22 protein-coding genes, 1 tRNA gene and 2 pseudogenes are annotated in these 25,365 nt (G+C 58.8%); 11 read left to right on the forward strand and 14 right to left on the reverse strand.

The window, feature by feature from the left end:
- Positions 1-212 precede the first annotated feature (212 nt).
- Positions 213-5,068: pseudogene (locus tag DQ405_RS14060) on the forward strand (NAD-glutamate dehydrogenase).
- 153 nt (positions 5,069-5,221) lie between these two features.
- Here DQ405_RS14060 and DQ405_RS14065 read toward each other — a convergent pair.
- Positions 5,222-6,145 (reverse strand): DUF6685 family protein, encoded by a 924-nt coding sequence (locus DQ405_RS14065; RefSeq protein WP_168424800.1) that lies wholly within the window; start codon positions 6,143-6,145, stop codon positions 5,222-5,224.
- A gap of 167 nt (positions 6,146-6,312) precedes the next feature.
- Between DQ405_RS14065 and DQ405_RS14070 the strand changes: the two genes are divergently transcribed.
- Positions 6,313-6,534: a DUF2835 domain-containing protein gene (locus DQ405_RS14070; protein ID WP_168424801.1), complete on the forward strand. Its 222-nt coding sequence runs from the start codon at positions 6,313-6,315 to the stop codon at positions 6,532-6,534.
- A gap of 106 nt (positions 6,535-6,640) precedes the next feature.
- Positions 6,641-7,681: a quinone-dependent dihydroorotate dehydrogenase gene (locus DQ405_RS14075; RefSeq protein ID WP_168424802.1), complete on the forward strand. Its 1,041-nt coding sequence runs from the start codon at positions 6,641-6,643 to the stop codon at positions 7,679-7,681.
- A gap of 90 nt (positions 7,682-7,771) precedes the next feature.
- On the opposite strand, the gene rmf is transcribed toward DQ405_RS14075, so the two are convergent.
- Complete coding sequence (gene rmf, locus DQ405_RS14080; protein ID WP_021207445.1) at positions 7,772-7,987, reverse strand: ribosome modulation factor; 216 nt, start codon at positions 7,985-7,987, stop codon at positions 7,772-7,774.
- A 352-nt stretch (positions 7,988-8,339) separates the two neighbouring features.
- Between rmf and rlmKL the strand changes: the two genes are divergently transcribed.
- Positions 8,340-10,520, forward strand: a complete 2,181-nt coding sequence (gene rlmKL / locus DQ405_RS14085) for a bifunctional 23S rRNA (guanine(2069)-N(7))-methyltransferase RlmK/23S rRNA (guanine(2445)-N(2))-methyltransferase RlmL (protein WP_168424803.1) — start codon at positions 8,340-8,342, stop codon at positions 10,518-10,520.
- A 138-nt stretch (positions 10,521-10,658) separates the two neighbouring features.
- Here the strand turns inward: rlmKL and dacB are convergent, their stop codons facing one another.
- Positions 10,659-12,167, reverse strand: coding sequence for a D-alanyl-D-alanine carboxypeptidase/D-alanyl-D-alanine endopeptidase (gene dacB / locus DQ405_RS14090; RefSeq protein WP_168424804.1), 1,509 nt, complete (start codon positions 12,165-12,167; stop codon positions 10,659-10,661).
- 233 nt (positions 12,168-12,400) lie between these two features.
- Here dacB and DQ405_RS14095 point away from each other — a divergent pair, with 233 nt between their 5' ends.
- Positions 12,401-12,745 carry a YggL 50S ribosome-binding family protein gene (locus DQ405_RS14095; protein ID WP_168424805.1) on the forward strand — a complete coding sequence of 115 codons (345 nt, stop codon included), beginning with the start codon at positions 12,401-12,403 and terminating at the stop codon, positions 12,743-12,745.
- Here the strand turns inward: DQ405_RS14095 and DQ405_RS14100 are convergent.
- The 6 genes and pseudogenes from DQ405_RS14100 to DQ405_RS14125 all read right to left on the reverse strand — a co-directional run bounded on the left by DQ405_RS14100 (position 12,735) and on the right by DQ405_RS14125 (position 17,931).
- Positions 12,735-13,829, reverse strand: coding sequence for an FUSC family protein (locus tag DQ405_RS14100; protein ID WP_168424882.1), 1,095 nt, complete (start codon positions 13,827-13,829; stop codon positions 12,735-12,737). The two genes, DQ405_RS14095 and DQ405_RS14100, sit on opposite strands and share 11 nt — an antisense overlap.
- Before the next feature lie 5 nt (positions 13,830-13,834).
- Positions 13,835-15,166: a deoxyguanosinetriphosphate triphosphohydrolase gene (locus DQ405_RS14105; protein ID WP_168424806.1), complete on the reverse strand. Its 1,332-nt coding sequence runs from the start codon at positions 15,164-15,166 to the stop codon at positions 13,835-13,837.
- A gap of 196 nt (positions 15,167-15,362) precedes the next feature.
- Entirely contained in the window at positions 15,363-15,665 is a 303-nt protein-coding gene (locus DQ405_RS14110) for a hypothetical protein (protein WP_168424807.1), read from the reverse strand.
- On the reverse strand, positions 15,662-16,042 hold the full coding sequence (locus DQ405_RS14115) for a phage holin family protein (RefSeq protein ID WP_168424808.1): 381 nt from the start codon (positions 16,040-16,042) through the stop codon (positions 15,662-15,664). The genes DQ405_RS14110 and DQ405_RS14115 overlap by 4 nt, the downstream gene beginning before the upstream one ends.
- 17 nt (positions 16,043-16,059) lie before the next feature.
- Positions 16,060-16,469 (reverse strand): annotated as a pseudogene (locus DQ405_RS28300) (DUF883 family protein).
- A gap of 220 nt (positions 16,470-16,689) precedes the next feature.
- Positions 16,690-17,931, reverse strand: coding sequence for an OprD family porin (locus DQ405_RS14125; protein WP_168424809.1), 1,242 nt, complete (start codon positions 17,929-17,931; stop codon positions 16,690-16,692).
- Positions 17,932-18,336: 405 nt separating this feature from the next.
- Here DQ405_RS14125 and DQ405_RS14130 point away from each other — a divergent pair, with 405 nt between their 5' ends.
- A complete protein-coding gene (locus DQ405_RS14130) occupies positions 18,337-18,579 on the forward strand; it encodes a glutaredoxin family protein (protein WP_168424810.1) in 243 nt (80 codons plus the stop codon).
- A gap of 196 nt (positions 18,580-18,775) precedes the next feature.
- On the opposite strand, the gene DQ405_RS14135 is transcribed toward DQ405_RS14130, so the two are convergent.
- The 3 genes from DQ405_RS14135 to mobA form a co-directional block, all read right to left on the reverse strand.
- A tRNA-Pro gene (locus tag DQ405_RS14135) sits at positions 18,776-18,852 on the reverse strand.
- A 101-nt stretch (positions 18,853-18,953) separates the two neighbouring features.
- Positions 18,954-19,175: a YgdI/YgdR family lipoprotein gene (locus DQ405_RS14140; RefSeq protein WP_168424811.1), complete on the reverse strand. Its 222-nt coding sequence runs from the start codon at positions 19,173-19,175 to the stop codon at positions 18,954-18,956.
- A gap of 46 nt (positions 19,176-19,221) precedes the next feature.
- Positions 19,222-19,824 (reverse strand): molybdenum cofactor guanylyltransferase MobA, encoded by a 603-nt coding sequence (gene mobA / locus DQ405_RS14145; RefSeq protein WP_168424812.1) that lies wholly within the window; start codon positions 19,822-19,824, stop codon positions 19,222-19,224.
- 66 nt (positions 19,825-19,890) lie between these two features.
- Here mobA and moaB point away from each other — a divergent pair, with 66 nt between their 5' ends.
- The 3 genes from moaB to DQ405_RS14160 all read left to right on the forward strand — a co-directional run bounded on the left by moaB (position 19,891) and on the right by DQ405_RS14160 (position 22,840).
- Positions 19,891-20,430, forward strand: a complete 540-nt coding sequence (moaB, locus tag DQ405_RS14150) for a molybdenum cofactor biosynthesis protein B (RefSeq protein WP_168424813.1) — start codon at positions 19,891-19,893, stop codon at positions 20,428-20,430.
- On the forward strand, positions 20,430-21,641 hold the full coding sequence (locus tag DQ405_RS14155) for a molybdopterin molybdotransferase MoeA (RefSeq protein WP_168424883.1): 1,212 nt from the start codon (positions 20,430-20,432) through the stop codon (positions 21,639-21,641). The genes moaB and DQ405_RS14155 overlap by 1 nt, the downstream gene beginning before the upstream one ends.
- 167 nt (positions 21,642-21,808) lie before the next feature.
- Positions 21,809-22,840 (forward strand): acyltransferase family protein, encoded by a 1,032-nt coding sequence (locus DQ405_RS14160; RefSeq protein WP_168424884.1) that lies wholly within the window; start codon positions 21,809-21,811, stop codon positions 22,838-22,840.
- A 92-nt stretch (positions 22,841-22,932) separates the two neighbouring features.
- Here the strand turns inward: DQ405_RS14160 and DQ405_RS14165 are convergent, their stop codons facing one another.
- Together DQ405_RS14165 and DQ405_RS14170 are read right to left on the reverse strand one after the other, a co-directional pair.
- A complete protein-coding gene (locus tag DQ405_RS14165) occupies positions 22,933-23,433 on the reverse strand; it encodes a VanZ family protein (protein WP_168424814.1) in 501 nt (166 codons plus the stop codon).
- A 95-nt stretch (positions 23,434-23,528) separates the two neighbouring features.
- Positions 23,529-23,834, reverse strand: coding sequence for an I78 family peptidase inhibitor (locus DQ405_RS14170; RefSeq protein WP_168424815.1), 306 nt, complete (start codon positions 23,832-23,834; stop codon positions 23,529-23,531).
- 178 nt (positions 23,835-24,012) lie between these two features.
- On the opposite strand from DQ405_RS14170, the gene DQ405_RS14175 reads away from it, so the two are divergent.
- Both DQ405_RS14175 and DQ405_RS14180 read left to right on the forward strand, forming a co-directional pair.
- A complete protein-coding gene (locus tag DQ405_RS14175; protein WP_168424816.1) occupies positions 24,013-24,414 on the forward strand; it encodes a PA2779 family protein in 402 nt (133 codons plus the stop codon).
- Positions 24,411-25,361: a PA2778 family cysteine peptidase gene (locus DQ405_RS14180; RefSeq protein WP_168424817.1), complete on the forward strand. Its 951-nt coding sequence runs from the start codon at positions 24,411-24,413 to the stop codon at positions 25,359-25,361. Before DQ405_RS14175 ends, DQ405_RS14180 begins: the two co-directional genes overlap by 4 nt.
- Positions 25,362-25,365: the final 4 nt, after the last annotated feature.

Raw genomic sequence — 25,365 nt, forward strand, 5'->3', positions numbered from 1 at the left:
GATGCTGACGACTCTTTTGAGAAGGTGAATTGCATTGTCGTCACCCTGCAAGAATTTAAATGTGACGGCTCAGTCGCTGGTGTCGCCAGACAAGGTAGGGGCGCGTTGATGCAATCCCTGCCTGCTGAACTAACGTTGAACTTAAACGTTGCGGGGCCGGTCAGGTCCCCCGACTGCCCTAGTCGAATCCCAAGCCAGAATGGAGCGAACAAATGGCGTTCTTTACAGCTGCCAGCAAAGCCGACTTTCAGCAACAACTGCAAGTGGCCCTGGCGCAGCATGTCGACGAAAAACTTCTGCCACAAGTGGGACTTTTCGCCGAGCAATTCTTCGGAATTGTCGCGCTACCCGAGCTTACCCAGCGACGCATGACCGACCTGGTCGGCTCGACATTGGCCAGTTGGCGCCTGCTGGAGCGTTTCGATCCGGGCAGTCCGGAAGTTCATGTGTTCAACCCTGACTATGAAAAGCATGGCTGGCAATCGACCCATAGCGTGGTCGAAGTGCTGCATCCGGATATGCCGTTCCTGGTCGATTCGGTACGTATGGAGCTGACCCGTCGCGGCTATGCGATTCACACCTTGCAGAACAGCGTGCTGCAGGTTCGCCGGGATGCTGATGGCAGCCTGATTGAGCTCCTGCCGAAAGGAAACGCTGCAGGGGGTAGCAGCGCCGAGTCCCTGATTTTCGTCGAGATAGACCGCTGCGCCAACGCCGCCGCCTTGCGCGAAGTGGAACAGTCGCTGCTGGGCGTGCTCGCCGATGTACGCATCACCGTGAACGATTTCGCCGCCATGAGAGCCAAGGCCGAGGAGCATCATGCCCGGCTGAGCGCTTCGCAGCCGCACGCCCAAGCCAGTGATGGACAGCTGGCTGAAATCATGGATTTCGTGCGCTGGCTTGCCGATGATCACTTCACGTTCCTTGGCTATGAGGAATTCACGGTGGTAGATCGGGGCGAGGGCGGCCGCATCGTCTATGACGAGTCGTCGCTGCTGGGATTGTCACGCACGCTGCGCACAGGTCTGGAGGACAGTGATCAGCTGATCATGCCCCCGGCCCTGGCTTATCTGCGCCAGCCACTGCTGCTGTCGTTCGCCAAGGCGGCGACACCCAGTAGGGTCCATCGGCCGGCCTATCCCGATTTCGTCTCTATCCGGGAGTTCGACGAACAGGGGCATGTGGTCAAGGAGTGCCGCTTCCTCGGTCTGTTCACATCCTCGGTCTACACCCAGAGCGTGCGTCGAATCCCGTACATCCGCAGCAAGGTAGCGGAGGTTGTGGAGCGCTCCCATTTCGAAGACTCGGCGCACCTGGCCAAGGAACTGATTCAAGTACTCGAAGTGCTGCCGCGCGACGAGCTGTTCCAGATGACAATCGATCAGCTTTTCGATACCGCGATCGCCATTGTGCAAATCCAGGAGCGCAACAAGCTGCGGCTGTTTCTGCGTATCGATCCTTATGGCCGCTTCTGCTATTGCCTGGCCTACGTCCCGCGCGACAGCTATTCGACCGAGACGCGGCTGCGCATCCAGCAGGTCCTGGTCGATCGCCTGGAAGCCAGCGATTGCGAGTTTTCCACTTACTTCTCTGAATCCGTGTTGATCCGCGTGCAATTCCTGCTGCGCCTGGATCCGAACAAGCAGGTGCAATTCGATCCCGTGCAGCTGGAGCGTGAAGTCGTACAGGCCTGCCGTACCTGGCAGGACGACTACTCCAGCGTTGTGATCGAACGTTTCGGTGAAGCCCAGGGCACCGGCATCCTTGCCGATTTCCCGCGCGGTTCCCGGCCGGCTACCGCGAGCGCTTCGCCCCGCATTCGGCGGCAGTGGACATGCAGCACGTGCTCAGCCTGAGCGAAGAGCGGCCGCTGGTGATGAGTTTCTATCAGCCGATCACCGCGGCGGAAAATCGCCTGCATTGCAAGCTGTATCACTTGAATACACCGCTGCCCTTGTCGGACATGCTGCCCATCCTGGAGAACCTGGGCCTGCGCGTGCTAGGGGAGTTCCCATTCCATCTGCGGCGCAAGGACGGGCGCGAATACTGGATTCACGATTTCGCCTTCACCTATGCAGAAGGCCTCGAAATCGATCTGATGGAAATCAACGAGCCGTTGCAGGATGCGTTTATTCACATCCATAACGGTCAGGCAGAAAACGACGGCTTCAACCGATTGGTACTGACCGCCGGCCTGACCTGGCGCGAAGTGGCACTGCTGCGGGCCTACGGCCGCTATCTCAAGCAGATTCGCGTGGGCTTCGATCTCGGCTACATCGCCAGCGCACTGCTCAACCACACCGATATCGCTCGCGAGCTGGTGCGTCTGTTCAAGACGCGCTTCTATCTGGCACGCAAGCTCGGCGAAGAGGATCTGGCGGACAAGCAGGCCCGGCTCGAACAGGCGATCATTGCGGCTCTGGATGATGTCGCGGTGCTCAACGAGGACCGCATCCTGCGGCGCTATCTGGCGCTGATCAAGGCGACCCTGCGGACCAACTTCTACCAGGCCGACGCCAGCGGCAAACCGAAGAGTTATTTCAGCTTCAAGCTCGACCCGCGCTCGATTCCGGAAATGCCGCGCCCGGCACCGAAGTTCGAGATTTTCGTCTACTCACCTCGGGTCGAAGGCGTGCATTTGCGTGGCGGGAAGGTGGCCCGCGGCGGGCTGCGCTGGTCTGATCGTGAAGAGGATTACCGCACCGAAGTGCTGGGCCTGGTAAAGGCTCAGCAAGTCAAAAACGCCATCATCGTACCCGGCGGTGCCAAGGGCGGCTTCGTACCGCGTCGGCTCCCGACCAGCGGTTCGCGTGATGAGGTATTGGCCGAGGGCATCGCCTGCTACCGGATCTTCATCAGCGGGTTGCTGGATATCACCGATAACCTGAAGGATGGCCAGGTGGTTCCACCGGTCAACGTGCTGCGCTACGACGAAGACGATCCCTACCTCGTGGTGGCGGCCGACAAGGGCACCGCGACCTTCTCCGACATCGCCAACGGCATCGCTGCCGAGTACGACTTCTGGTTGGGTGATGCGTTTGCCTCCGGTGGCTCTGCGGGTTACGACCATAAGAAGATGGGCATTACCGCCAAGGGTGCCTGGGTCTCGGTACAGCGCCACTTTCGCGAGCGCGGCATGAACGTTCAGCGTGATCCTGTCAGCGTGATCGGCATCGGTGACATGGCTGGTGATGTCTTCGGTAATGGCTTGCTGATGTCCGAAACCCTTCAGCTGGTGGCCGCGTTCAACCACCTGCACATTTTCATCGACCCTGATCCGGATGCTGCGCGCAGCTTCATCGAGCGCAAACGTTTATTCGATCTGCCGCGTTCGTCCTGGGCCGATTACGATGCCTCGTTGATTTCGGCCGGTGGCGGGGTCTTCTCGCGCTCGGCCAAGCGCATCGAAATCACGCCGCAGATGAAGGCCAGGTTCGATATCGAAGCGGATCAGCTGACCCCAGCCGAACTGATTCATGCGTTGCTCAAGGCCCCGGTAGATCTGCTCTGGAACGGCGGCATCGGTACCTACGTCAAGAGCAGCCTGGAGAGCCATGCGGACGTGGGGGACAAAGCCAACGACGTGTTGCGCGTCAATGGCAACGAAGTGCGGGCGAAGGTAATCGGCGAGGGCGGCAACCTCGGGATCACTCAGCTGGGCCGGGTCGAATACTGCCTGCATGGTGGCGCGGCAAACACCGACTTCATCGATAACGCCGGTGGGGTCAACTGCTCCGATCATGAAGTGAACATCAAGATCCTGCTCAACGAGATAGTGGCTGCCGGCGACATGACGAGCAAGCAGCGCAATCAGCTGCTGTTCGAGATGACCGACGCGGTCGCCGAGCTGGTGCTACATGACAACTACAAGCAGACCCAGGCGCTGTCGCAGGCGGAGCACCGAGCCCGCGAGGGCGGGGGTGAGTACAAGCGCCTGATCAATGCCCTTGAGTCCGATGGGCTGCTGGATCGTGCCCTGGAGTTCCTGCCCAGCGACGATGCCTTGGCCGAACGCGCGAATCTGGGCAAAGGCCTGACGCGCGCAGAGCTATCGGTTCTGATCTCGTACAGCAAGATCGAATTGAAGGAAGCGCTGTTGCAATCCCGTGTGCCGGATGATGCCTACCTTGCACGGGACATGGAGAGTGCCTTCCCACAATTGCTGGCCGAGCAATATCGCGAGGCAATGTTGCAGCATCGCCTTAAGCGCGAGATCGTCAGCACTCAGATCGCAAACGACCTGATCAACAATATGGGCCTGACCTTCGTTCAACGGCTCCGAGAAGCTACCGGCGTGAGCGCTGCGAACGTTGCCGGCGCCTATGTGATCGTTCGCGACGTGTTCCATCTGCCACATTGGTTCCGTCAGATTGAGGCGCTGGATTACAAGGTGCCAGCCGAACTTCAGCTCAGCCTCATGGAGGAACTCATGCGACTGGGTCGTCGCGCGACCCGCTGGTTCCTGCGCAACCGTCGCAACGAGCTGGACGCGGCGCGTGACGTCGGGCACTTCGGACCGCGTGTTGCGGCACTGGGTCTGAAGCTCGATGCATTGTTGCAAGGAGGTACGCGGGACCTCTGGCAGGCCCGTTACGAACGTTACACCGAAGCAGGCGTTCCGGAGCTGCTGGCGCGAATGGTGGCGGGCACCAATCACCTGTACACGCTGTTGCCGATTCTCGAAGCGGCCGATGAAACCGGCCAGCCACCGGCTGACGTGGCCGCGGCCTATTTCGCCGTCGGCGGGGCGCTGGAGTTGCCGTGGTATCTGCAACTGATCACTGGACTTCCGGTCGAGAATAACTGGCAGGCCCTGGCGCGGGAGAGTTTCCGTGACGACCTCGACAGTCAGCAACGTGCCATCACGGTGTCGGTGCTGCAGATGAGCGACGCACCTGAAGATCTGGATGCTCGAGTTCAGCTTTGGCTGGAACAACGGGAATATCAGGTCGAGCGGTGGCGTCGGATGCTGGTCGAGTTGCGCGGTGCCAGCAGCGTCGACTATGCGATGTATGCTGTTGCCGGGCGTGAACTCCAGGACCTGGCGCTGGATAGTGCACGACGTTAGTGCGGGATCGGCCGCCGGATTACTCCGGCGGCTGCGGAGTGAAAAACGCCGGTGCTTTTGCACCGGCGTTTTTTATTCAGCTGTCGGTTATGCCGTAGGCAAAGCACATGCATGCGTACCGTTGGCTGTTGGTATGCGAGCTGGCAGGTCAAATCAATCGGCGCAGGCCATCCGGTTGCCGAGGCGGAATCGGGTGATCTGTGGCAGGTCGTGCAGGTAGCGGACCATGTCCGGTGCACCGGCGAACTTGAGCCCTTCGCCGAGGGCGTTGGCAGCGGGCTGCCGCTTGTCCAGCAGGAGCAGTTCGGAGTTGTTGGTGTTGCGCAATAGCGTCAGACGCGCGTAAGGAATCTTCGCATCGAGCAATAAGCTCATAAATTCACGATCATCCCAGGCCTGCGCTGGCATGGTTACGGCGTGGTATTCATTATCGAGCGCATGCAACCCGCCTGCGTCGAGACGATAGTCGATTAGCTCGCAGGGCAGGTTGACTTCAAGCCCGCGCAGTCGGGCATAAGCGATGGCGCAGGCAAAGGCTTCCGCATGGTGCTCGCCCGACCAGTAAATGCGCTCGCCGAGCCAACTGGCTTGGCGAAGCTCGATGGGCGCCTGGCTCTGGAAATCAGGCAGGGCTGCAGTGATGGTCCGCACGAAGTCGTTGTAGCTGATCACGCGTAGCTGACGGCAGGCTTGGGTGGCGGCAAAGGCTTCGAATGTCGGATAGGTAGTACCATCGGTGCTCTGGCCTCCGAGGCCGTCGATTTGCCGCAGATCGATCGCTGAATGAATGCTCTGCTCCTGGCGCACCAGCCGGGTCAGGGCGACGCGAGCTCTGGCTTTGTCTTCCTGGATCGGACCGGAAAGTGCGCTTCTGGGCAGGTCGACGAATCGCTGCAGGCAGGGCCCGTCGTGCCAGAAGATGCTTGGCGTCGACTCGGAGAGCGGAGCGAAGGGCAATCGGATCTGACTGGCGCGCTCAAGAATCTGGCGCGGCGATCTGCCGCCCAATCCAAGGCGTTGGGCAAATCTGGCGATTCGGGAGGTCACGGGCGGCATCGGCTCGGGCAAGCTCATCATTGTGGATGAACGCGTAGGGCAACGATTGAAGTGTGGCAGAGCTGACGACGCTGTGCACCGTGTTTGCCGAGCTTTTGTTCATAGGTGACAGTTTTTGACACCTTCGGCGTGCCATAGGAAGGGTGTCGGTATGGCAAAATCGCTGTGCTGATCATTGAGGAGCCTCCATGCCAAGCCTCGTGCTGGATATCGTGCTGCCCGCCGAAAAACTACTGGCGGTTTATCAAGGGCGCGCCAATCGTATCCTGATCAAGAGCCGGGAAGGGACGAGCGTCAGCTTGCCGGCACATCATCTGCGACCGTTTCTGACAACGGCCGGCGTGTTTGGTTCATTCGAAATGGAATTTTCTCCAGAGGGCAAACTGATTCGCCTGCGCCGGCTCGATTAGGGTTTCGATCCGTAGTGATTCCACGACAAGGTGTGTGCTCCGCCCTCTGAGCATACCGCCTGCCTGCTATACTCTCGCGCCACACTTTCCAGGATTTAGGCTGCGTATGTATAACCTGGCCCGCCAGTTGCTGTTCAAGTTCACGCCCGAGACTTCCCATGAGCTGTCGCTCGATCTGATCGGCGCTGGTGGCCGTTTGGGGCTTAACGCCATGTTGAATAAGGCCCCAGCCAGTTTGCCGGTGCGGGTGATGGGGCTGGATTTTGCCAACCCGGTGGGCTTGGCGGCCGGACTGGATAAGAACGGCGAGGCGATCTGCGGCATGTCTCAGTTGGGTTTCGGCTTTGTCGAAGTGGGTACCGTGACCCCGAGGCCGCAGCCAGGGAATCCGAAACCGCGCATCTTCCGCCTTCCCGAAGCTCAAGCCATCATCAACCGCATGGGATTCAACAACCATGGCGTCGATGCGCTGCTGGAGCGGGTCGATGCGGCTCGTTTCAAAGGCATTCTGGGCATCAATATCGGTAAGAACTTCGATACGCCAGTCGAGCGTGCCCAAGACGATTATTTATTGTGCCTGGACAAGGTCTATCACCAAGCGAGCTATGTCACCGTGAACGTCAGCTCGCCAAATACCCCGGGGCTGCGCAGTCTGCAATTCGGCGACTCGCTCAAGCAGTTGCTCGATGCGCTCGGTCAGCGCCGTGAAGATCTGGAAGTGCTGCATGGCAAGCGGGTGCCGTTGGCAATCAAGATCGCGCCGGACATGACTGACGAGGAAATCGTATTAGTTGCTGAGGCGGTGTTCCAGGCCGGGATGGACGCCATCATTGCGACCAACACGACGCTTGGACGGGAAGGCGTAGCGGGGCTTGCTCACGCGGACGAAGCCGGAGGGCTTTCAGGTGCTCCGGTACGCGAGAAAAGTACCCATACCGTCAGGGTTCTGGCTGAAACGCTGTCCGGTCGCCTGCCGATTATCGCCGTTGGCGGCATCACGCAAGGACGACATGCGGCGGAAAAGATCGAGGCAGGGGCGAGTCTGGTGCAGCTGTATACCGGTTTCATTTACAAGGGGCCCGCATTGATCCGCGAGGCGGTGGATGCCATCGCTGCGTTGCAGTCTCGGAAGGATATGAATCGCTGATTTGTTTCCCGGTGGGGCTCCCTGAGGGAGCCCCGGGCTTCAAGCCCGCCGCCCGGGTGGGGCGTGCCAGTTGAAGTCGGTGTGATCGTGTCAGCCGACCGCGTGAAGTTCGTTCAGTCGATGAAGACCGGCCGCGCCGGTCAGACCGTCCCAGTTGTCGCCGCGACCCTCCCGCCAGCCGTTAATCCAGGCTTGGCGCACCTCCGGATGGGAAAAGGGACATAGATCGCGAGATTTACCGTGTATGCCATGCTGATAACCGCGTAGAAATGCTCGTTCCATCGGATCACGCTTGAGTCTTCTCATTGGGTATTGCCCTCAGTGGTTGACTGGTGTTCCTGTTGACCTCATGGCGAGATCGGCAGATAGACTGCCAGCGAAGCCCGCTGCCGGCGTGGCGGGGTTCTACCAGCATCGTTGCGATGCCGGACTGAGTCGAGTTCTAACCCAATGGCTCCGAGGCGGGAATGATCGTTTTGTCATAAGCAAGTAATCAAACCGTAGTGCTGCCCATAAGGCACGCGAGACGCGCGCTCGCGGTGTCTACCACCCGCTCTGTTGCGTCTGTTTCTCGATAAGAACAGTCGAGCCGCGCAAATATCGAAACGAGATCCGAAAGTGGCACGCCCAAACGGATCGAACAATATCTGGACATGCCATGACTGATCGCCACGAACTTATCCTCACCTGCCCCAAGGGGCTCGAAGGCCTGTTGCTAGAGGAAGCCGTCGGGCTTGGACTCGACGAGGCCCGCGAGCAAACCGCCGCCATCCGCGGGTTCGCCGGCATGGAGGTCGCCTATCGGCTGTGCCTGTGGTCGCGTCTGGCCAATCGGGTGCTTCTGGTGATCAATCGTTTCGCCACGGTAAATGCCGAAACGCTATATGAGGGGGTTCAGCAGGTCGATTGGTCGGAACACCTCGAGGCGACTGGCAGTCTGGCAGTCGAATTCAGCGGTCACGGATCGGGTATCGACAATACTCACTTCGGCGCGCTCAAGGTCAAGGATGCGATCGTCGATCGCCTCCGCACGGCCACAGGCGAGCGGCCCAGTGTCGACAAGCTTAATCCGGACCTTCGTGTTCACCTGCGTCTGGACCGCGGGCAGGCGGTCCTGTCCCTGGATCTCTCGGGTCACAGCCTGCACCAACGCGGCTACCGTCTTCAACAGGGCGCGGCGCCGTTGAAGGAGAACCTCGCAGCGGCCGTGCTGATTCGTGCTGGCTGGCCTCGCATCGCTGCTGCGGGTGGCGCGCTGACGGACCCTATGTGCGGCGTGGGCACCTTCCTCGTCGAAGGCGCCATGATCGCGGCCGACATCGCACCCAATTTGCGCCGTGAGCGCTGGGGCTTCAGCGCCTGGCTCGGACACGTTCCGGCATTGTGGAATCGACTACATGCTGAAGCGCAGGCGCGTGCCGAGGCGGGGCTAGCCCGGCAGCCCCTATGGATACGGGGTTACGAGGCGGACCCGCGATTGATCCAGCCGGCCAAGAACAATATCGAACGTGCCGGCTTGGCGAGCTGGATCCGTGTGTATCAGGGCGACGTTGCGACCTTCGAGCCGCGGCCCGACCAGAACCAGAAGGGACTGGTGATTTGCAACCCACCTTACGGCGAGCGTCTGGGCGATGAGGCGAGCCTGGTCTATCTATACCAGAACCTGGGTGAGCGCCTGCGGCAGGCCTGCCTCGGTTGGGAGGCGGCGGTTCTAACCTCCGCACCCGACCTCGGCAAGCGCATGGGCATCCGCAGCCACAAGCAATACGCCTTCTGGAACGGCGCGCTGCCGTGCAAGCTGCTGCTGATCAAGGTCGAGCTGGATCAGTTCGTCACAGGTCAGCGCACGGCGCCCGCTGAGCGCCAGTCCGAAGAGAAGCCCGCCGTAGAGCTGGCGCGCCTCAGTGAAGGCGGACAAATGTTTGCCAACCGGCTGCGGAAGAATCTGAAGCTGCTCGGCAAATGGGCTCGCAAGGAAGATATCCAGTGCTATCGGCTATACGACGCCGACATGCCTGAATATGCCTTGGCCATCGACCTGTATGGCGACTGGGTGCATGTTCAGGAGTACGCTCCGCCACGCTCAATCGATCCGGAAAAGGCCCAGGCGCGCCTGTACGATGCCTTGGGTGCGATTCCCCAGGCGTTGGGCATCTCGCGCGAGCGCGTGGTAGTCAAGCGGCGCGAGCGCCAGAGCGGAACGCGCCAGTATGAGCGCCAGGCCAGTCAGGGCGAGTTTCTTGAGGTCAGGGAGGGTGACGTCAAGCTTCTGGTAAACCTCACCGATTATCTCGACACCGGGCTGTTTCTCGACCATCGCGCGATGCGCCTGCGCATCGCGCGGGAAGCGGCCGGCAAGCGCTTTCTGAACCTGTACTGCTACACCGCGACCGCCACGGTGCATGCGGCCAAGGGCGGAGCGCGCAGCACAACCAGCGTTGACCTATCGAAAACCTATCTGGACTGGGCACGGCGAAATCTGGCGCTGAATGGCCTGTCCGATCGGCAACGTCTGGAGCAGGCCGATGTGATGACCTGGCTGGAAGAGGACCGGGACGAATACGACCTGATTTTCATCGACCCGCCGACGTTCTCGAACTCGAAGCGCATGGAGGGCGTTTTCGATGTCCAGCGTGATCATGTTGCCTTGCTCGACTTGGCAATGGCGCGATTGGCCGCGGGCGGTACGCTGTATTTTTCCAACAACTTCCGCAAGTTCGTGCTGGACGCTGGCATCGCCGAACGCTATGCCGTCGAGGAAATCACCGGTGCCACGCTGGACGAGGACTTCCGCCGCAACAGCAAGATTCATCGCGCCTGGAAGCTGCAGGCGCGATGATGGAGGCCCGGCGGAGGGTGCGGAGGGCGCGGTTGATACGTCGTGCTGTGGCGATAAGCAGCGGGGCGGCGCGCTCCCGGTAGAGGAGCGGCTGGCTAACCGGTGCCGACGCCTCCCAGTCATCGGCACCTTTAAAAGCTAGCGTTGTGCCGTGCTTTCGTTCCCTGGGCGGTTGTAGAGGCTGACCAACACCTGATCCAGCACCGAGGAAGCGCCCCACGGACGCGGATGGTTGAGAATTGCGACGACTGCCCAGGTATTGCCGTCGTTGTCGCGGCTATAGCCAGCAATTGCCCGCACCGTATTCAGGGTCCCGGTCTTGATGTGCGCCTTGCCGGCGACCCCGGTATTGCGCAGCCGTTTGCGCATGGTGCCATCCACCGCGGCGAGCGGCATCGATGAAATGAACTCCGCCGCGTAGGGGCTCTGCCAGGCCGCCTGCAGCAAGCTCGCCAGCTCACGCGCACTGACGCGTTCGGCGCGCGAAAGGCCCGAACCGTTCTCGATAACAAGATGCGGTGAAATCAATCCCTTCTTCGCCAGCCATTGGCGAATCACTCGCTGCGCGGCCATGGAGTCGTCGACATCCGCTTCGTTGCGAAATTCTGCCCCCAGACTCAGGAAGAGCTGCCGCGCCATGGTGTTGTTGCTGTACTTGTTAATATCGCGAATGATCTCGACCAGGTCAGGCGAATAGGCGCGAGCGATCATTCGCGCATCCTCGGGCACGGGGGCGACTCGATCATGGCCGAGAATACTGCCGCCCAGCTCTTTCCAGATCGCGCGGACGGCGCCAGCGGCGTAGCGCTGATGGTCGAGAAGGGACAGGTAAGTTTGGCCGCTGCATCCAGCCGCAAGCTTGCCGGTCACTACAACGGTGACGCCTTCGGCATCCTCGATCGGGTTGTAGCGTATGTCAGGCCAACCCGGACATTTGGCTTTTGGCAGGGCCTGGATGCGATTGTCGACGCGAACCGTGGCGATTGGTGGCTCGACCACTACGTTCACCTTGCCGTTATCGTTGCGAGCGACGAAGCGAAGCGCCTTGAGGTTGACCAACAGCGAATCCGGGCCGACCAGGAAGGGCTTGTTTTTATCATTGCCGTCATCATCGAATATTGGCAGCGACGGTTGCACGAAGTGGCTGCGGTCGAGAATCAGGTCACCGGTTACGGTCTGAACGCCATTGGCGCGCAGATCGCGCAGCAACAGCCAGAGCTTTTCCATGTTGAGCTTGGGATCACCGCCCCCTTTAAGGTAGAGGTTGCCATTCAGCGTGCCATTCTCGATGGGTCCGTCAGCATGGAATTCCGTTTTCCATTGATGATTAGGGCCAAGCAACTCCAGCGCCGCATAGGTGGTAACCAGCTTCATGGTCGAGGCAGGATTCACCGACACGTCGGCGTTCACGAAGGTCGGCGACGCGCTGCTGTTGAGTGGCAACATGACGACCGACAATGCGCTGCTCTCAATCTTGTTCGCCTTGAGCGCCTGCGCAACGCGGGGCGGCAGGGTCTGATTGACCGTTTCAGCAAAGGTCGAAAATGCCAGCGGCAATGTCAGCGTGGCGATGGCGACACGGCCAATGAATGTGCGGATGACTCTGCCCTGATCGGTTGCGGCAGACAGGTTGGAAATCAATGACATTAAAGTTCCCTACAGCGTTCAGGGAAGAAAGGCGGGCCATTATGCCCACGTCCGAGAAGTGACGTACTTCTCATCCGACAAGCGTAGTCGGCGAATCCTATGCCCTGCAAAAGAACCCGACAGTTGCCATTGTTTTCAACGGATAGGCCAACAGACCGATGCCTGTAATCGCACAAGCGCGGCGTTGCTGTTAGAGTGCGCGCCGTCATCATGTTAGAAAAAGGACCGATTCAATGGCTACCAATCGCTCGCGTCGCTTGCGCAAGAAACTCTGTGTCGACGAATTCCAGGAATTGGGTTTCGAAGTCAACCTGACCTACCGTGACGGTCTGGATGCCAAGGCAGTGGACGAGTTCCTCGAGGCCTTTCTGAACGAGGCCATCGAAGCCAACGGTTTGGGCTACATCGGTGGTGAGGATTACGGTTTCGTATGCCTGGCCAGCCGTGGTTCGGTCAACGAGGAGCAGCGCGGTCAGGTCGAGGCGTGGCTCAAGGGGCGCAACGAGCTTGCTGAGTTCAACGTAAGCCCGTTGATGGACGTCTGGTATCCGGAAAACGAGATCAACGCTAAGGCGTGATCGAGTCGTTCCTGTCCTGATCGGTTGCGGCTGTTTGTCCGGATTTGCGCGATGCAATCCGGGCGATCAGCCGACGTAGCAAATGCATGAGCAACGTGACGGTCAGTGCCACGCCTACGCCGATAGCCGCGTTGATCAGGCGTAATTGAGGCAGCTCCCAATCTTGCGCCAAGGTTTCGGCCAGCAGCACGAAGCTCAGCGTTGTCTGCAGGACGAAAAGCCCGTAGTGATGTGCCTGGAATGCCCGACTGAGCATCACTAGCGGCAGCATGATCATCACCATCACCGGCGGATCGGCCAGGCTATGGCCCATGTAGATCAACACCGCCGCTGCACAGAAAATACCGATGCCGGCTTGCAGGGCGCGGACGAGGCTAAGTTGTAGGTCCATCTGCAACGTGGTGAATACCGCTAATGTCAGCCAATAACCTCGTGGGAGCCCGGCCAGGTTTACGATCAGGCCGCCGGCCGCAGCGGCCAACATGTAAGCCAATGCGTGCAGACGCCATTGACGGATTGGCGTACGCCGCGCGCGACGACGCAATACTTTGACCAGGCTGAGCACTCGAGGCATGTATGGCCACATGCGCAAGCCATGCATGCCGCGTAACCCGAAGGCCAGCAAGGTGACCCACAGGCCCCCCAGCGCAAACAGCGCGGCAATCGCCTGCGGATTATTGAAGTCGCCTATACCATGCTGACCCTGGCCAAGGCACAAGCAAATGGCCAGGCCGATTCCGAGCTTGCCGGCCTCGCTGCCATAGCGTTGCAGCCACGCCAGTAACAGGCCATAGAAAGCGAATAGGCCTAGGCTGATCAAAGGGTGGGTCGCTGACCAGAAGCCGAGGCCGGCGCTACCGGCACCAAGACCTATCAGCAACAACATTCGCAGCATGCCGAGGCGGTGAAGCGGGTTGGCCTTGGCCGCCTGGAATGCGCCGACCGTCGCCCAGAGAAAGCCGGCATGGCCGCTGAAAAGCCCGAGCAGAAGCGGTAACGCACAGCCCAGGCCGGCGACGGTCGCCGCGCCCCAAGCCGGGCGGCCAGGTTGCCAACCGATGAGCTTCCACAACGGCTTCTTCATCTGGATCACGTCGGGCTCGAGCGTCCGGTCATTTCACCAGCCATCTCGGTCGCGTAGCTGTCGGTCATGCCGGCGATGAAGTCGATCATTCGCACAAAGGATTGATACAGTGGCCAGTCGGGATTCGGCGCATTGCTGCCGAGCAGGTCGAGTATGCGGCGGTTCTTGAATGACGGTGTACGTCCGCCGTGTTGCTCCAGCGCAGCACCACAGAAAGCGTTGAGCAATATCTCAAGTGTGGTGTAGGCGCCGATTTCGTGCAGCGTCTTGCGTTTGTCCTGAAAGATTTTCTCCCGCGCCATAGCCTTGGCTTGCACCACGCATTGTTTGGCTGGGCCATGCATATGCTCGACCAGATCTCCGGCCAAGTTGCCCGCCAATAATGCCTGCTGCTGCTCAACGAAGGCGCGCGCAGCGGCATTGGTGAGATGCTCGATGGCCTTTCCTCTGAGAATCGCCAGTTTGCGTCGGCGCGAATCCCGGGGGCCGAGCTGCCGATAGGTTTCTGGTAGGTCGTCGCCCACGAGGTTCAGCAGGAGGGCCTCGACTTCCGAATAATCGAGCAGATCCATCTCAAGACCGTCCTCAAGATCGATGAGGCCGTAGCAGATATCGTCAGCTGCTTCCATCAGATAGACCAAGGGATGGCGCGCCCAGCGTTGCTCGTCCAGCTTTGGCAGTCCGAGTTTGGAGGCGATCTGTTCAAGCAGCGATAGCTCGCTCTGGTAACAGCCGAACTTGTGCTTCTTGTAGCCGAGCGCCTCGGCATGACGGGACGTCCACGGATATTTCAGGTAGGTGCCAAGCGTTGCATAGGTAAGCCGGGTGCCGCCGTCGAACTGATGGTATTCGAGCTGTGTAAGCACCCTGAATCCTTGAGCGTTACCCTCGAAATTCAGAAAGTCGGCTCGCTCGGCATCGCTCATGTCATCTAGCCAGCCACGCCCGGCAGCCTGTTGAAACCAATGGCGAATGGCGTCCTCACCCGAATGCCCGAACGGCGGATTGCCGATGTCATGGGCGAGGCAGGCGGACTGAATGATCATTCCAAGGTCGGCCGGATTGCACCATTCCGGCATATCGTCGCGCAGCACTTCGCCCACGCGCATGCCGAGCGAGCGCCCGACGCAACTGACCTCTAATGAGTGGGTGAGACGCGTGTGAATGTGGTCGTTGCTGGAAACCGGATGTACCTGGGTCTTGCGTCCAAGTCGGCGAAAAGCACCGGAAAAGATGATTCTGTCGTGGTCCTTGTGGAAAGGACTTCGACCGAGTTCTTCATTGCTGTGAACAGATTTTCCGAGCCGTTCGCGGTTTAGCAGGGTATGCCAATCCAAGAGCAACCTCCTAATGTCGCCAGTATCGGCCGGTTTGTCGGTTCAGTAGCGTGGCCGACAGCGGACGCGGCGGCGAGTCCTTTTTTACGCATCGTGCGCATAATGTCAGCCTACAGCACCTGCTGATCATTAGGCATGCACAATGTCGCATGGACTGACCGTCAGCTGCGTCCGTTGCATGTCGGCTTATCGTAGGTTAGTGGCGAAGCCTGCGAACAACCGGGTACAGCAGGAGGCCTAGCCGGGCGAGTTTGCCTACCTTGCCGAGGCGACGACCGAAGAAGGTCAGTGCCAGGGTTGTCGCGATCATCACCGGTCCCTTCGGCACATGATGCTCGGAAGCCGCACTGCGGTTCGCGACCATCCCCTTGATCCGCTGGAATGGATGGGCGAGCGGCTGCGAATGATAGAGCAGTTGTTGGCGATTCATCTCCATGCGCAACCGGACCAGGTCCTTGCGCATGGCTAGATCGCTGGAGCTGCTGAGGGGAAGGCTCATGGCAATAAACGCTCCCTATTGCGGGCCAGTTCTTCTACTGTCGCCTGGAAAGGCGAAGCACTCTCCTTGGCGAGGCGGATTGCGCGGCTGATGCATACCGCAAGGACAGCGCCGTATAGCACACAGAGCACCAGGATTGCCGCGATAGGGTTGCTGTCCCAGAAGGCAATCACAATCGCAGCTGAGAGCCCTACCAGAATCAACAGCCCGAGTATCAGGCTAATACTCGCGAGCAGAAAGAGCTTGAACACTCGCGCTCGCTCTTCCTGAATTTCGATTCCGACCAACTCCAAATGCCCTTGTACGAGACCGGCAAGCGCACTACCCATCTTTTTGATGGAGGGCGCTGGGGCTTCGTCGGCGTGCTTGGTTTCCATTGGATCCATTCCCCACATCAGCGGCGGGTGATCAAGCCGAAGAGAAAGCCGACGCCTGCTGCGATACCGATCGATTGCCATGGATGGGTATGAACGTACTCTTCGGTGCATTGAATAGCCGCCTGGCTCTGCTCGCGCAAAGAGCCTTCCTGCTCCTTGAGCATTTGACGAGCGCGGCTCAGGTTGGCATTGATCTTGCCGCGCAGCTCTTCAGTCTGAGAGCCTGCGGTGTCCTGCGTATGTTTGAGCAGCGCTCGGTATCGCCGATCAGGGTATGGAACTCTTCGATGAGTGCATTCTGCGCGGCCTGAAGGTTGCGGCGATGTGCTGATTTATCGAACAGGGGTGCGGTGGTTCCCGTCGTTCCCGTGGTTGCGTCGGGAATCGGGGTGTTGTCGCTGGTGCCGAAAGTCGATTCGGTAGACATCTGCAGCTCCTCTTGAATCTCCAGGACGATAGGTCCCAGTGCCTAGAGTTTCGAGCATGCTGTTAGCACAAGGTTCCCGCTTCGTTTGAGTCGATTTGCTGACCCTGGCGTTTAGCTCGTGCCCCAGCCTTCGTATGGCTTCGCGAAATGGTAATGCGCAAAAAAGAAAACCCGCCGAAGCGGGTTTTCTATCTACTGCATTTGCATGCGGTAGCCGCTATTACATCAGCGGGATGGTGTAGCTAACGATCAAGCGATTCTCGTTGATGTCGGTAGCGTTGCTGCGGTAGGTGGCATTACGCCATTTAATGCCCAGGTTTTTAAGCGCCCCCCCTTGGAATACGTAAGCGATATCGGTATCGCGCTCCCATTCGTAGCCTTTGCCGTCCGCACCGAAATCATCGCCGGTGAGGTAACGGGCCATTAAGCTCAGTCCAGGAATGCCCATAGCCGCAAAGTTGTAATCGTAACGGGCCTGCCAGGACTTCTCGTTAGGCTCAGCAAAGTCAGCGGAAACCATTACGTAGTTCACGAGGTACGGGTCCGTAGCTCCGCCTACGTAGGCATAGCCGGTATCACCGTTCATTTCCTGGTAGCCCAGGCCGAAGCTATGACCGCTCACCGAGTAAGTCATCATTGCGCCGAAGGCTCTGTTGTCGACGGTGGATGCTCCGTCGTCTTTAGAGCGAGTATAACGAAGGTCGGTCTTGAGCGACTGATCTCCGCCGAGCGGCTGGATATGGACCAGGTTGAAAGTGTGCTGTTTGTAAGCTTCTTCCAGGTTGCTATAGAAATAACTGCCGGTCAGATTCTTCAGCAGTTTGTAGCTAGCGCCAGCGAACATGAAGTCACCGATTTCTTCGCCGCCAGTATTGGCGCCGTTGAGGATGGCGGTTAGATCTTCATAGTTAGAACTGTCGCGGTTGTTTTGTTCGGTCAAGTAGCCGGCGTCGATTGTAAGCCCGTCGATTTCATTCGAGACAACCTGGGCGCCTTTGAATGTCTGTGGAAGGAGGCGCGAATCGCTTCTTGAAATCGCTATGTTTTTAGGTTCGATCGCGCCCACTTTCAATACGGTTTTGGAGACTTTCGCTTTGGCAGCCAGGCCGAGCGACGAGTAATCGTCCGGTGCTCCGGACGCACCCTTTGGCAGGAGGCTGCTACCTGTACGTCCAGGGCCTGAGTCCAGCTTCACACCCAGCAGGCCTATTGCGTCGACGCCGAAGCCCACCGTACCCTCGGTATATCCGGACTCGGCTCTTAAAATAAAGCCCTGCGCCCATTCTTCAGCCTTGGACTGAGGTGCGTTTTCCTGGCGGAAGTCCCTGTTGAAATAGAAGTTACGAAGTTCCAGGCCTGCTTTGCTGTCCTCGATAAAGGCAGCTTGAGCCATGGTAGGAATGGCCAGTGTTGCTCCCAGAGTGGCTAGGGCCACGCCCCGGGCGATTGGGGTCTTGAGCATTTCTTATTTCTCCTCGTTGGATGATGCTCTGAAGTCGCTCTTACGGCGCCATGCAATTAAGCATTACATAAATATATAAGCCCTTAGACTTTAGTCTTTAAGGCTTACAGGGAAGCGTCAGCTGAATCACTCGGCAGTTGTATTTACTTCAATCCGATGCAGGCATCAAGTGTTGCTGCCGATGCGCGCGTACACATCCGGCCCGGCGGCTCTGTGACCGCTTGGGTTGCCGCATCCTAGCCGTTTGCCAGCGCCGCGTCGATTCCCTAAATCAAACTGTCGTTTGAGTGAGTTGAAGGTCACATTTTTTCTTTTTACTGCGCCGGAACGGAATGATCGGTGAGTGACAGCCGCATCATGACGAGCCTGCTAGAATTGTACGGCCAGTTTCGATGAGCCGTATTTATGCATCTTCCCGAATGCCAGCTGTTTGGAACGCTGGGCTGCCACCTATGTGAGCAGGCCGAGGCGGTGGTTCTGCCATTGGTGGAGCGTGGGTTGTTGGTAGAGCTGCTGGATATAGCTGATAGGCCAGAATGGGTCGATGATTATGGCTTGCGTATACCTGTACTGCGGCGAGCCGACACGGGCGCGGAGCTGGACTGGCCGTTTGAAATAGAACAGGTCGTATGGTTTTTGCGGCGCTAGGTGCGGTTGCCTGTTGCAGAATCGCCGCTGGCGATGGCTTAACCGACATCGCTAGCGCACGATAGAGATTGCGCGGTATTTGCGTATAGAAAGGTAGGCCTGGCTGTTCGGGCGCCGGATACTGTTGGGCCAGAAATAAAAAACCGGCCAGTGGCCGGTTTTTTTGCATCAGACTTCTAGTCCAATGTCGGGAGTTTGGTCGGAGCGACTGGATTCGAACCAGCGACCTTCTCGTCCCGAACGAGACGCGCTACCAAGCTGCGCTACGCTCCGAAGATGGCGCGCATTCTACATAAAAACTTTTGCTCCACAAGAGCTTAGAGAGCGCTTTTCACGGCGCCGGGCGAGGTGCCTGGAGCCGTTAGTGCGGGTTATCATAGTTCCTGAACGGTACGAACCTGATCCTTGTTGACCCTCCCTGGCTTGCCGTCGATGCCTTCGAACTCGTAGAAGCCGGCTTCATCGTCGTACTCGGGGTGGTCAAGCGTCTGAATTTCGCGACCATCGTTGAGCGTGATCACGCTGGGGTTCGAGCAGCCTGCAAGGAGGGCTAGGCCGGCCAGTAATGCAAGGGCGGGTCCGGTTGCTGCGCGCATGGTGATTCTCCTCTGATGGTTGCGTTTGTGACGGTGGCCAGCAGCCCTAAGTTCCCGAGGGTGGCGCTTGCTGAGCAAGCAGTTCAGGGGAGTTCAGATTGGCTAGGCGGGGATCATTCGTGGCGAGCTCGAGGGCGCGCGCTTGAAGCGTGAGCAGTACCTTGCGATTGCTTCGCTCCCCAGATTGCCAAGCATTCTCGATAGCGTCCGCGAGTTTCACTGGAATACTGCAGAAAAGCGGTTCCCATTGGGTGCCTCGTCGGGCCATTACCGGAATGTCCGGTTCCGCTCGAGCCTTCTCGTACAAGTCTGTTACCAATGCCTCGTCGATCAAAGGTGCGTCGCACGGCAATACTATGAGCCACCGATGACGCGCCACTGCCAGGCCGGCGCGTATACCGGCAAGTGGGCCCGGAAAGTCCGCTTCATCATCGGCAACCAACCGATCCGCGAAGGCTGCGTAAGACGACTGGTTGCGGTTGCAGGAAACGAGCAGATCATCCGTCAGTTGCCGTGCAATACGGTGTGGCCACGCCACGAGCGGCTTGCCGTGCCACTCGACCAAACCCTTGTCCTGTCCGCCCATCCGCTGCCCGCGCCCGCCGGCCAATAGCAAAATCGAGCAATCCTTAAGCCTGGCCTGCTGCATCAAGTGCCCCATCAAAAGCCTGTGATATAACATTCGTCAACCAAGTCCAACAACCGGGAAGCCCGAATGAGCCACCTCGCAGATCAATCCTTTGTTCCGTTGAATATCGCTGTTCTGACAGTCAGCGACACTCGCTCCGAGGAAACCGATACCTCGGGGCAACTGCTCGTCGATCGCGCGCTGGCGGCTGGACATCGGCTCGCGGCGAGGGTGCTGCTCAAGGATGATCTATATCGGATCCGCGCGCAGGTCGCGAGCTGGATCGCTGAGGACACGGTGCAGGTGGTGTTGATTACCGGGGGGACGGGGTTCACCGCGCGGGACAGCACACCGGAAGCGGTTGGTTGTCTGCTGGACAAGCAGGTCGACGGCTTCGGTGAGCTGTTTCGCCAGATCTCGGTAAGCGATATCGGCAGTTCCACCGTCCAGTCGCGAGCACTGGCCGGGTTATCGAACTCAACACTGGTGTTCTGCCTGCCTGGCTCGACCAATGCCTGTCGCACCGCATGGGATGGCATTCTTGCCGAGCAGCTCGACGCGCGCCATCGCCCCTGCAACTTCGTGCCTCATCTCAAGCAGGCCGCGCCCTGCGAGAGCCGTTCATGATGGCGGGGGAGTCGACGGTGCTGATGCCGATGGAGCAGGCGCTCGAGGCATTGCTCCGGCAAGCGGAAGCTGCACCGATCGAGGACGTCGAAAGCGTTTCGATAGACGATGCTGTTGGCCGAATACTGGCTGAGCCGTTGGTCGCGCCGCTGGACCTGCCGCCATGGCCGAACAGCGCCATGGATGGTTATGCCATCCGTGAAGCTGATCTGCATGCGCAACCGCTACGCGTCAGCCAGAAGATCTTCGCCGGGACACAGCCGGAGCCCCTGGAGCCTGGTAGCTGTGCACGCATATTCACCGGCGCGCCGATGCCGGAGGGTGCCGATAGCGTGGAGATGCAGGAAAACGCCGAGGTGCTCGACGATGGCCGAGTGCGCTTTGTCGAGTCGGTACGAAAGGGGCAGCATGTCAGACCTCAGGCTGGCGAGGCGCGGGCGGGGGAGCAGGTTTTAGCCGCCGGCGTGCGCCTGGGACCAATTGAATTAGGGCTCGCCGCTTCACTGGGAATGCCGCGATTGAAGGTGAGCCGCAAGCTCAGGGTCGCTCTGCTTTCGACCGGTGACGAGCTGGTCGAGCCGGGTGAAACGCTACAGCCAGGACAAATCTATAACAGCAATCGCGTGCTGTTGCGTCATTGGCTACAGCGCCTGGGGTGCGATGTGACGGACGTCGGAATCGTACCCGATGATCTTTCTCAGGTTCGCCAATGCCTGACGGACCTGCATCAGGTTGACCTGATTCTATCGACAGGGGGGGTGTCGGTTGGTGAGGCCGATTATCTCGGTCAGGTGCTTCGGGAAGAGGGCGAGTTGAGGCTGTGGAAGTTGGCGATAAAGCCGGGCAAGCCGCTAACCTGCGGCAATTATCGTGGTGTTGCGGTCATCGGATTGCCTGGAAATCCTGCGTCTACGCTGGTCACCTTTGGTCTGCTGGCACGGCCTTATCTGCTGCGGCGAATGGGTGCTTCAGAGATCGAACCGTTGAGCTTCCTGGTCCCGGCTGGCTTCAGCTGGGCTAAGCCAGGCAAGCGCCGCGAATATCTGAGGGCGCGTCTCGAAGCCGGCAGGGCTGTTCTGTATGCCAACCAAAGTTCTTCCATTCTTCGCAGTGCCGCCTGGGCGGATGGGGTGGTTGAAGTGCGCGAGCATAGCCAGCTCGAAGAAGGCGAATCCGTGCGCTTTATTTCATTTGCCGAATTGCTCGGCTGAGCGCTCGCATCGTTCGCGTTTGAATCAGGCGCCGATGCATTACGTCGGTCAATACCGGCGGCTCGGCGTCGACAATAAACTGATCGCATTTTCCATTGTCTACCTTTCCCATCTGCGCCAGCTCTGGCTGCGGTGTGTCTGGTATTGCCCATAACAAGGAGAATGTGATGCAGGAGAGAAACGCCTGGGTCGATTACGCCAAAGCCATTGGGATCATTCTGGTGGTCTACGGACATGTCGCGCGCGGGGTATTCAATGCCGGCTTACCGATGGATGAGGGTACCTACCTTCTCGTCGACAGCATCATTTACAGTTTTCATATGCCGCTGTTTTTCTTTCTGTCGGGGTTGTTTTTCTACGACTCTTTGATGAAACGAGGAAAAGCCGGGCTAATCGTCAACAAGGTAGACACAGTCGTTTACCCCTTTATCGTATGGTCTTTGCTGCAGGGCCTAATCGAAGTGGCGCTATCGAATTACACGAATGGAGAGGTCACGTTAGGACAGGTGTTCTCACTGCTCTGGTCACCGCGTGCGCAGTTCTGGTTTCTCTATGCGTTGTTTCTGGTCTTTGTCGTCTGTTCTTTTGTCTACGCCAAGGCCGACCGCCGCTACTTCTTGCCGATATTGTTAGCGTTCGGTGCGCTTTATGTGTTCAAGCAGGACCTGGCGATGGGCGATTTCGGCAGGTTCATTTTCGGTAACGCCGTGTTTTTTGCGCTCGGAATCTGGTTTAACGAGATCAGGACATTTTTTCTCGCCCGTTATGTTCCGCTCACCTTGCTGTTCGGCGCTTTGTTCGTGGCTGGCCAGTATCTGTTCCACATTACCTTTGGCTTGAACTGGGAAGTCGGAGGCTTGCCGGTGCTTGCGCTGGCGACCGCTTCGATCTTTTTCATGATCGCGCTATCAATGTGGCTGGGCAGGATCCGCATGCAATGGCTGCTATTCATCGGAGCCTCTTCGATGACTATTTACCTGATGCATATTCTCGCAGGGAGCGGAGTGCGGGTAATTCTCAGCAAATTCATGGGTATTGATTCGATTCCGGTCCATCTGCTGCTTGGGACGCTGATCGGGCTCGTTGCACCCCTGGTGGCCCAGGTCATCATCAAACGCTACGACCTGTACTTCTTGCTGTCCCCACCTAAGTGGTTCTCTGCGACGAGTCTGCGAACACGGAGGGCAGTGGCGCCCTGAGCCGTTTGTGGCCCATGCCAGCGAAGGAATGCTCCGCAGCTTCGACAGTCACAAGATGAGCTTGGCATCGGTGAAAACCGCCCGCCAGCAGATCAGGAGGTTTCTTCTTTGGGATGCTCGCTTTCGACACGGCGGCGCCGCCGCTTACTGGACGATTTACGGCGCCGCTTCGACGGCTCCGGCTTCTGCCGCCTTAACTGGGTGGCGCCGAGCCCAGTCAGGATCCCGACTATATTGACAGTCATGTCAGCCAGCGAGGGGGTGCGAGATGGGGCAAGCGCCTGCAGTAACTCTATCGATGTGGCGCCGACGAATATCCAAATGAATAAGGAGCCAAGCCGGGCGCGTGGGAACGCCAGGTGGGCGGCGTACGTCAGAACGCTAAAGCCAATCCAGTGATAGAGCTTATCCGCGCCCAGGTAGAGCTGTGAGGTTGGTGAGTCTTTCAAAGCCATGACGGCGAGAAACAGCAGGGCTAACCCAAATAGCGCCATGTTGCGTGCGTGTTGGTACTTCAATGCGGGCTCGCTCGTCATTCGGTCGTATGAGCTCGACACGACCTTCGCGAAAAGGGCTGCCATGGCTTCTGTCATGGCAATAGGCTTTCATTAGCCTACTAGCCGTTTCGCTTGAACTTCAACCTTAAACCGACTTTTCTGATTGTTTATGCGACCAATGGCTGAGTGAATTACCCACAGTTAACTCGTTGAATTTCCAATGCTTCATTCGTCGTCAGTGTTAATCGTTGAGCGTTGTACTCAAGCGTGACGATGTCTCCGGGGCGAAGAATGCGAGCGACGGCAGCCCCACTTTGGCGACGTGCCTGGTCGAGAAGCGCAGGGCTTGCCCGCTCCCCGATAAGCTTCTGCAGATCAGAGGCGCTGCATTGTCCTGCTGACTCTCCTGGTGTTTGCACCGGTTCCGATGGGGAAGATTGACAGCCGAACAGAATGGCGCTGTACAGCATCAACGCGGTTGAGCGAATGGCTTGCATATGGCTTTCCTTTGGCTAGGTGTATCGGGTACGAAATAGCTGTTGTCGGTAGGTGAACGGATTGATGACTTAAACCATAGCGCGCAAGGGAACTGGCGGAACAGCGGCACCGTCTTACTTCTGACGGCCCGTCGCAAATTGCGCTGGGCTACCGAACAAAAAGATAAGGAGTCCCGCCATGTTCAATTCGCCCATGATGAAGCGTGTGGCCAGCCTGTTGGCCGTGATGCATTTCATGCTGTTTGCACAGATCCCATTGGCCCAGGCGGCAATGATCGGCACCCCGGAAGTTATCGCCGAGCAACAGCAACAGGTAGATCGCCAGCAATTGCTGACAATGCTTGATGATGAAGATGTACAGAAGAAGCTGGTGGCGATGGGAGTCGAGCGTGATCAGGTCGAGCAGCGAATCAACAGCCTGACGCCGGCGGAGCTCGCTCAATTCAACCAGCAGTTGGATCAGGCGCCGGCTGGTGCGGGTGTGGTCGGTATCATCGTTCTGTTTTTGGTGATTTTCATCATCACCGACCTGCTTTGCGCCACTAACATCTTCAACTTCGTCAACTGTATCAACCGTTGATTCGGCGACTGGCCCTGCTGCTCGCGGTAATCCTCCTCGGGGCGTGCGCGCGGGCTCCGATCGTTCCGGTTGGGTCTGCGGGGCTCCCGGGGAGCGTTGAGCTGGATGCGGTTCCTTTCTTCCCTCAGGAAGACTATCAATGCGGGCCCGCTGCGCTTGCAACGATGCTGACCCAGCGGGGCGTCGACACCAGGCCGGAGCAGCTCGTCAAGCGCGTCTATCTTCCGCAGCGTAAGGGCAGTCTGCAGGTTGAGATGGTCGCGGCCGCCCGGGCCCACGATCTGCTGGTTTATCAATTGGAGCCGCGGCTAGGAGCTGTGCTGTCTGAAGTGGCGGCCGGGAACCCGGTGCTAGTACTGCAGAACCTTGCCTTCGATCGCTGGCCTCAGTGGCATTTCGCGGTTGTGGTGGGATACGACCTGACGGCTCAGACCCTGGTGTTGCGATCCGGAACCACAAGACGCTGGACCGGGAGTTTTCGTCAGTTCGAGCTAAGCTGGGCCAAGGGAAATCGCTGGGCTGTAGTAACGGTTGCGCCCGATCAACTGCCCCGTACCGCCAAGGAAACGGTGTGGCTGAAAGCTGCAAATGATCTTGAACAAACCGGCCACGACGATGCTGCTCTGAAGGCCTATGAAAAGGCTGCGGAACATTGGTCCAGCGGTTTGTCCTGGTTCGTGCTTGCCAATGCTCGGTACGCGCAAGGCGACAAGGAGGCAGCAGAGCGAGCATTGCGAACCAGCGTTCAGCATGACAGTTCCTTCGCGGCAGGCTGGTTCAATCTATCCCAGGTGTTGGCGGAACGGGGTTGCCAAGCCCAGTCAGCTACAGCGCTCGCGTGTGCAGCGCGACTCGCACCAGACGACAAGCGATTCAAGGCGGAACTGCCCTCGGGGCGTGACGGCGCCAGCACGTGTGAGGCGCTTCCGGCGTGCCCGGTTCAGTGAGGCA

It is taken from the genome of Pseudomonas sp. SST3, assembly GCF_003325755.1.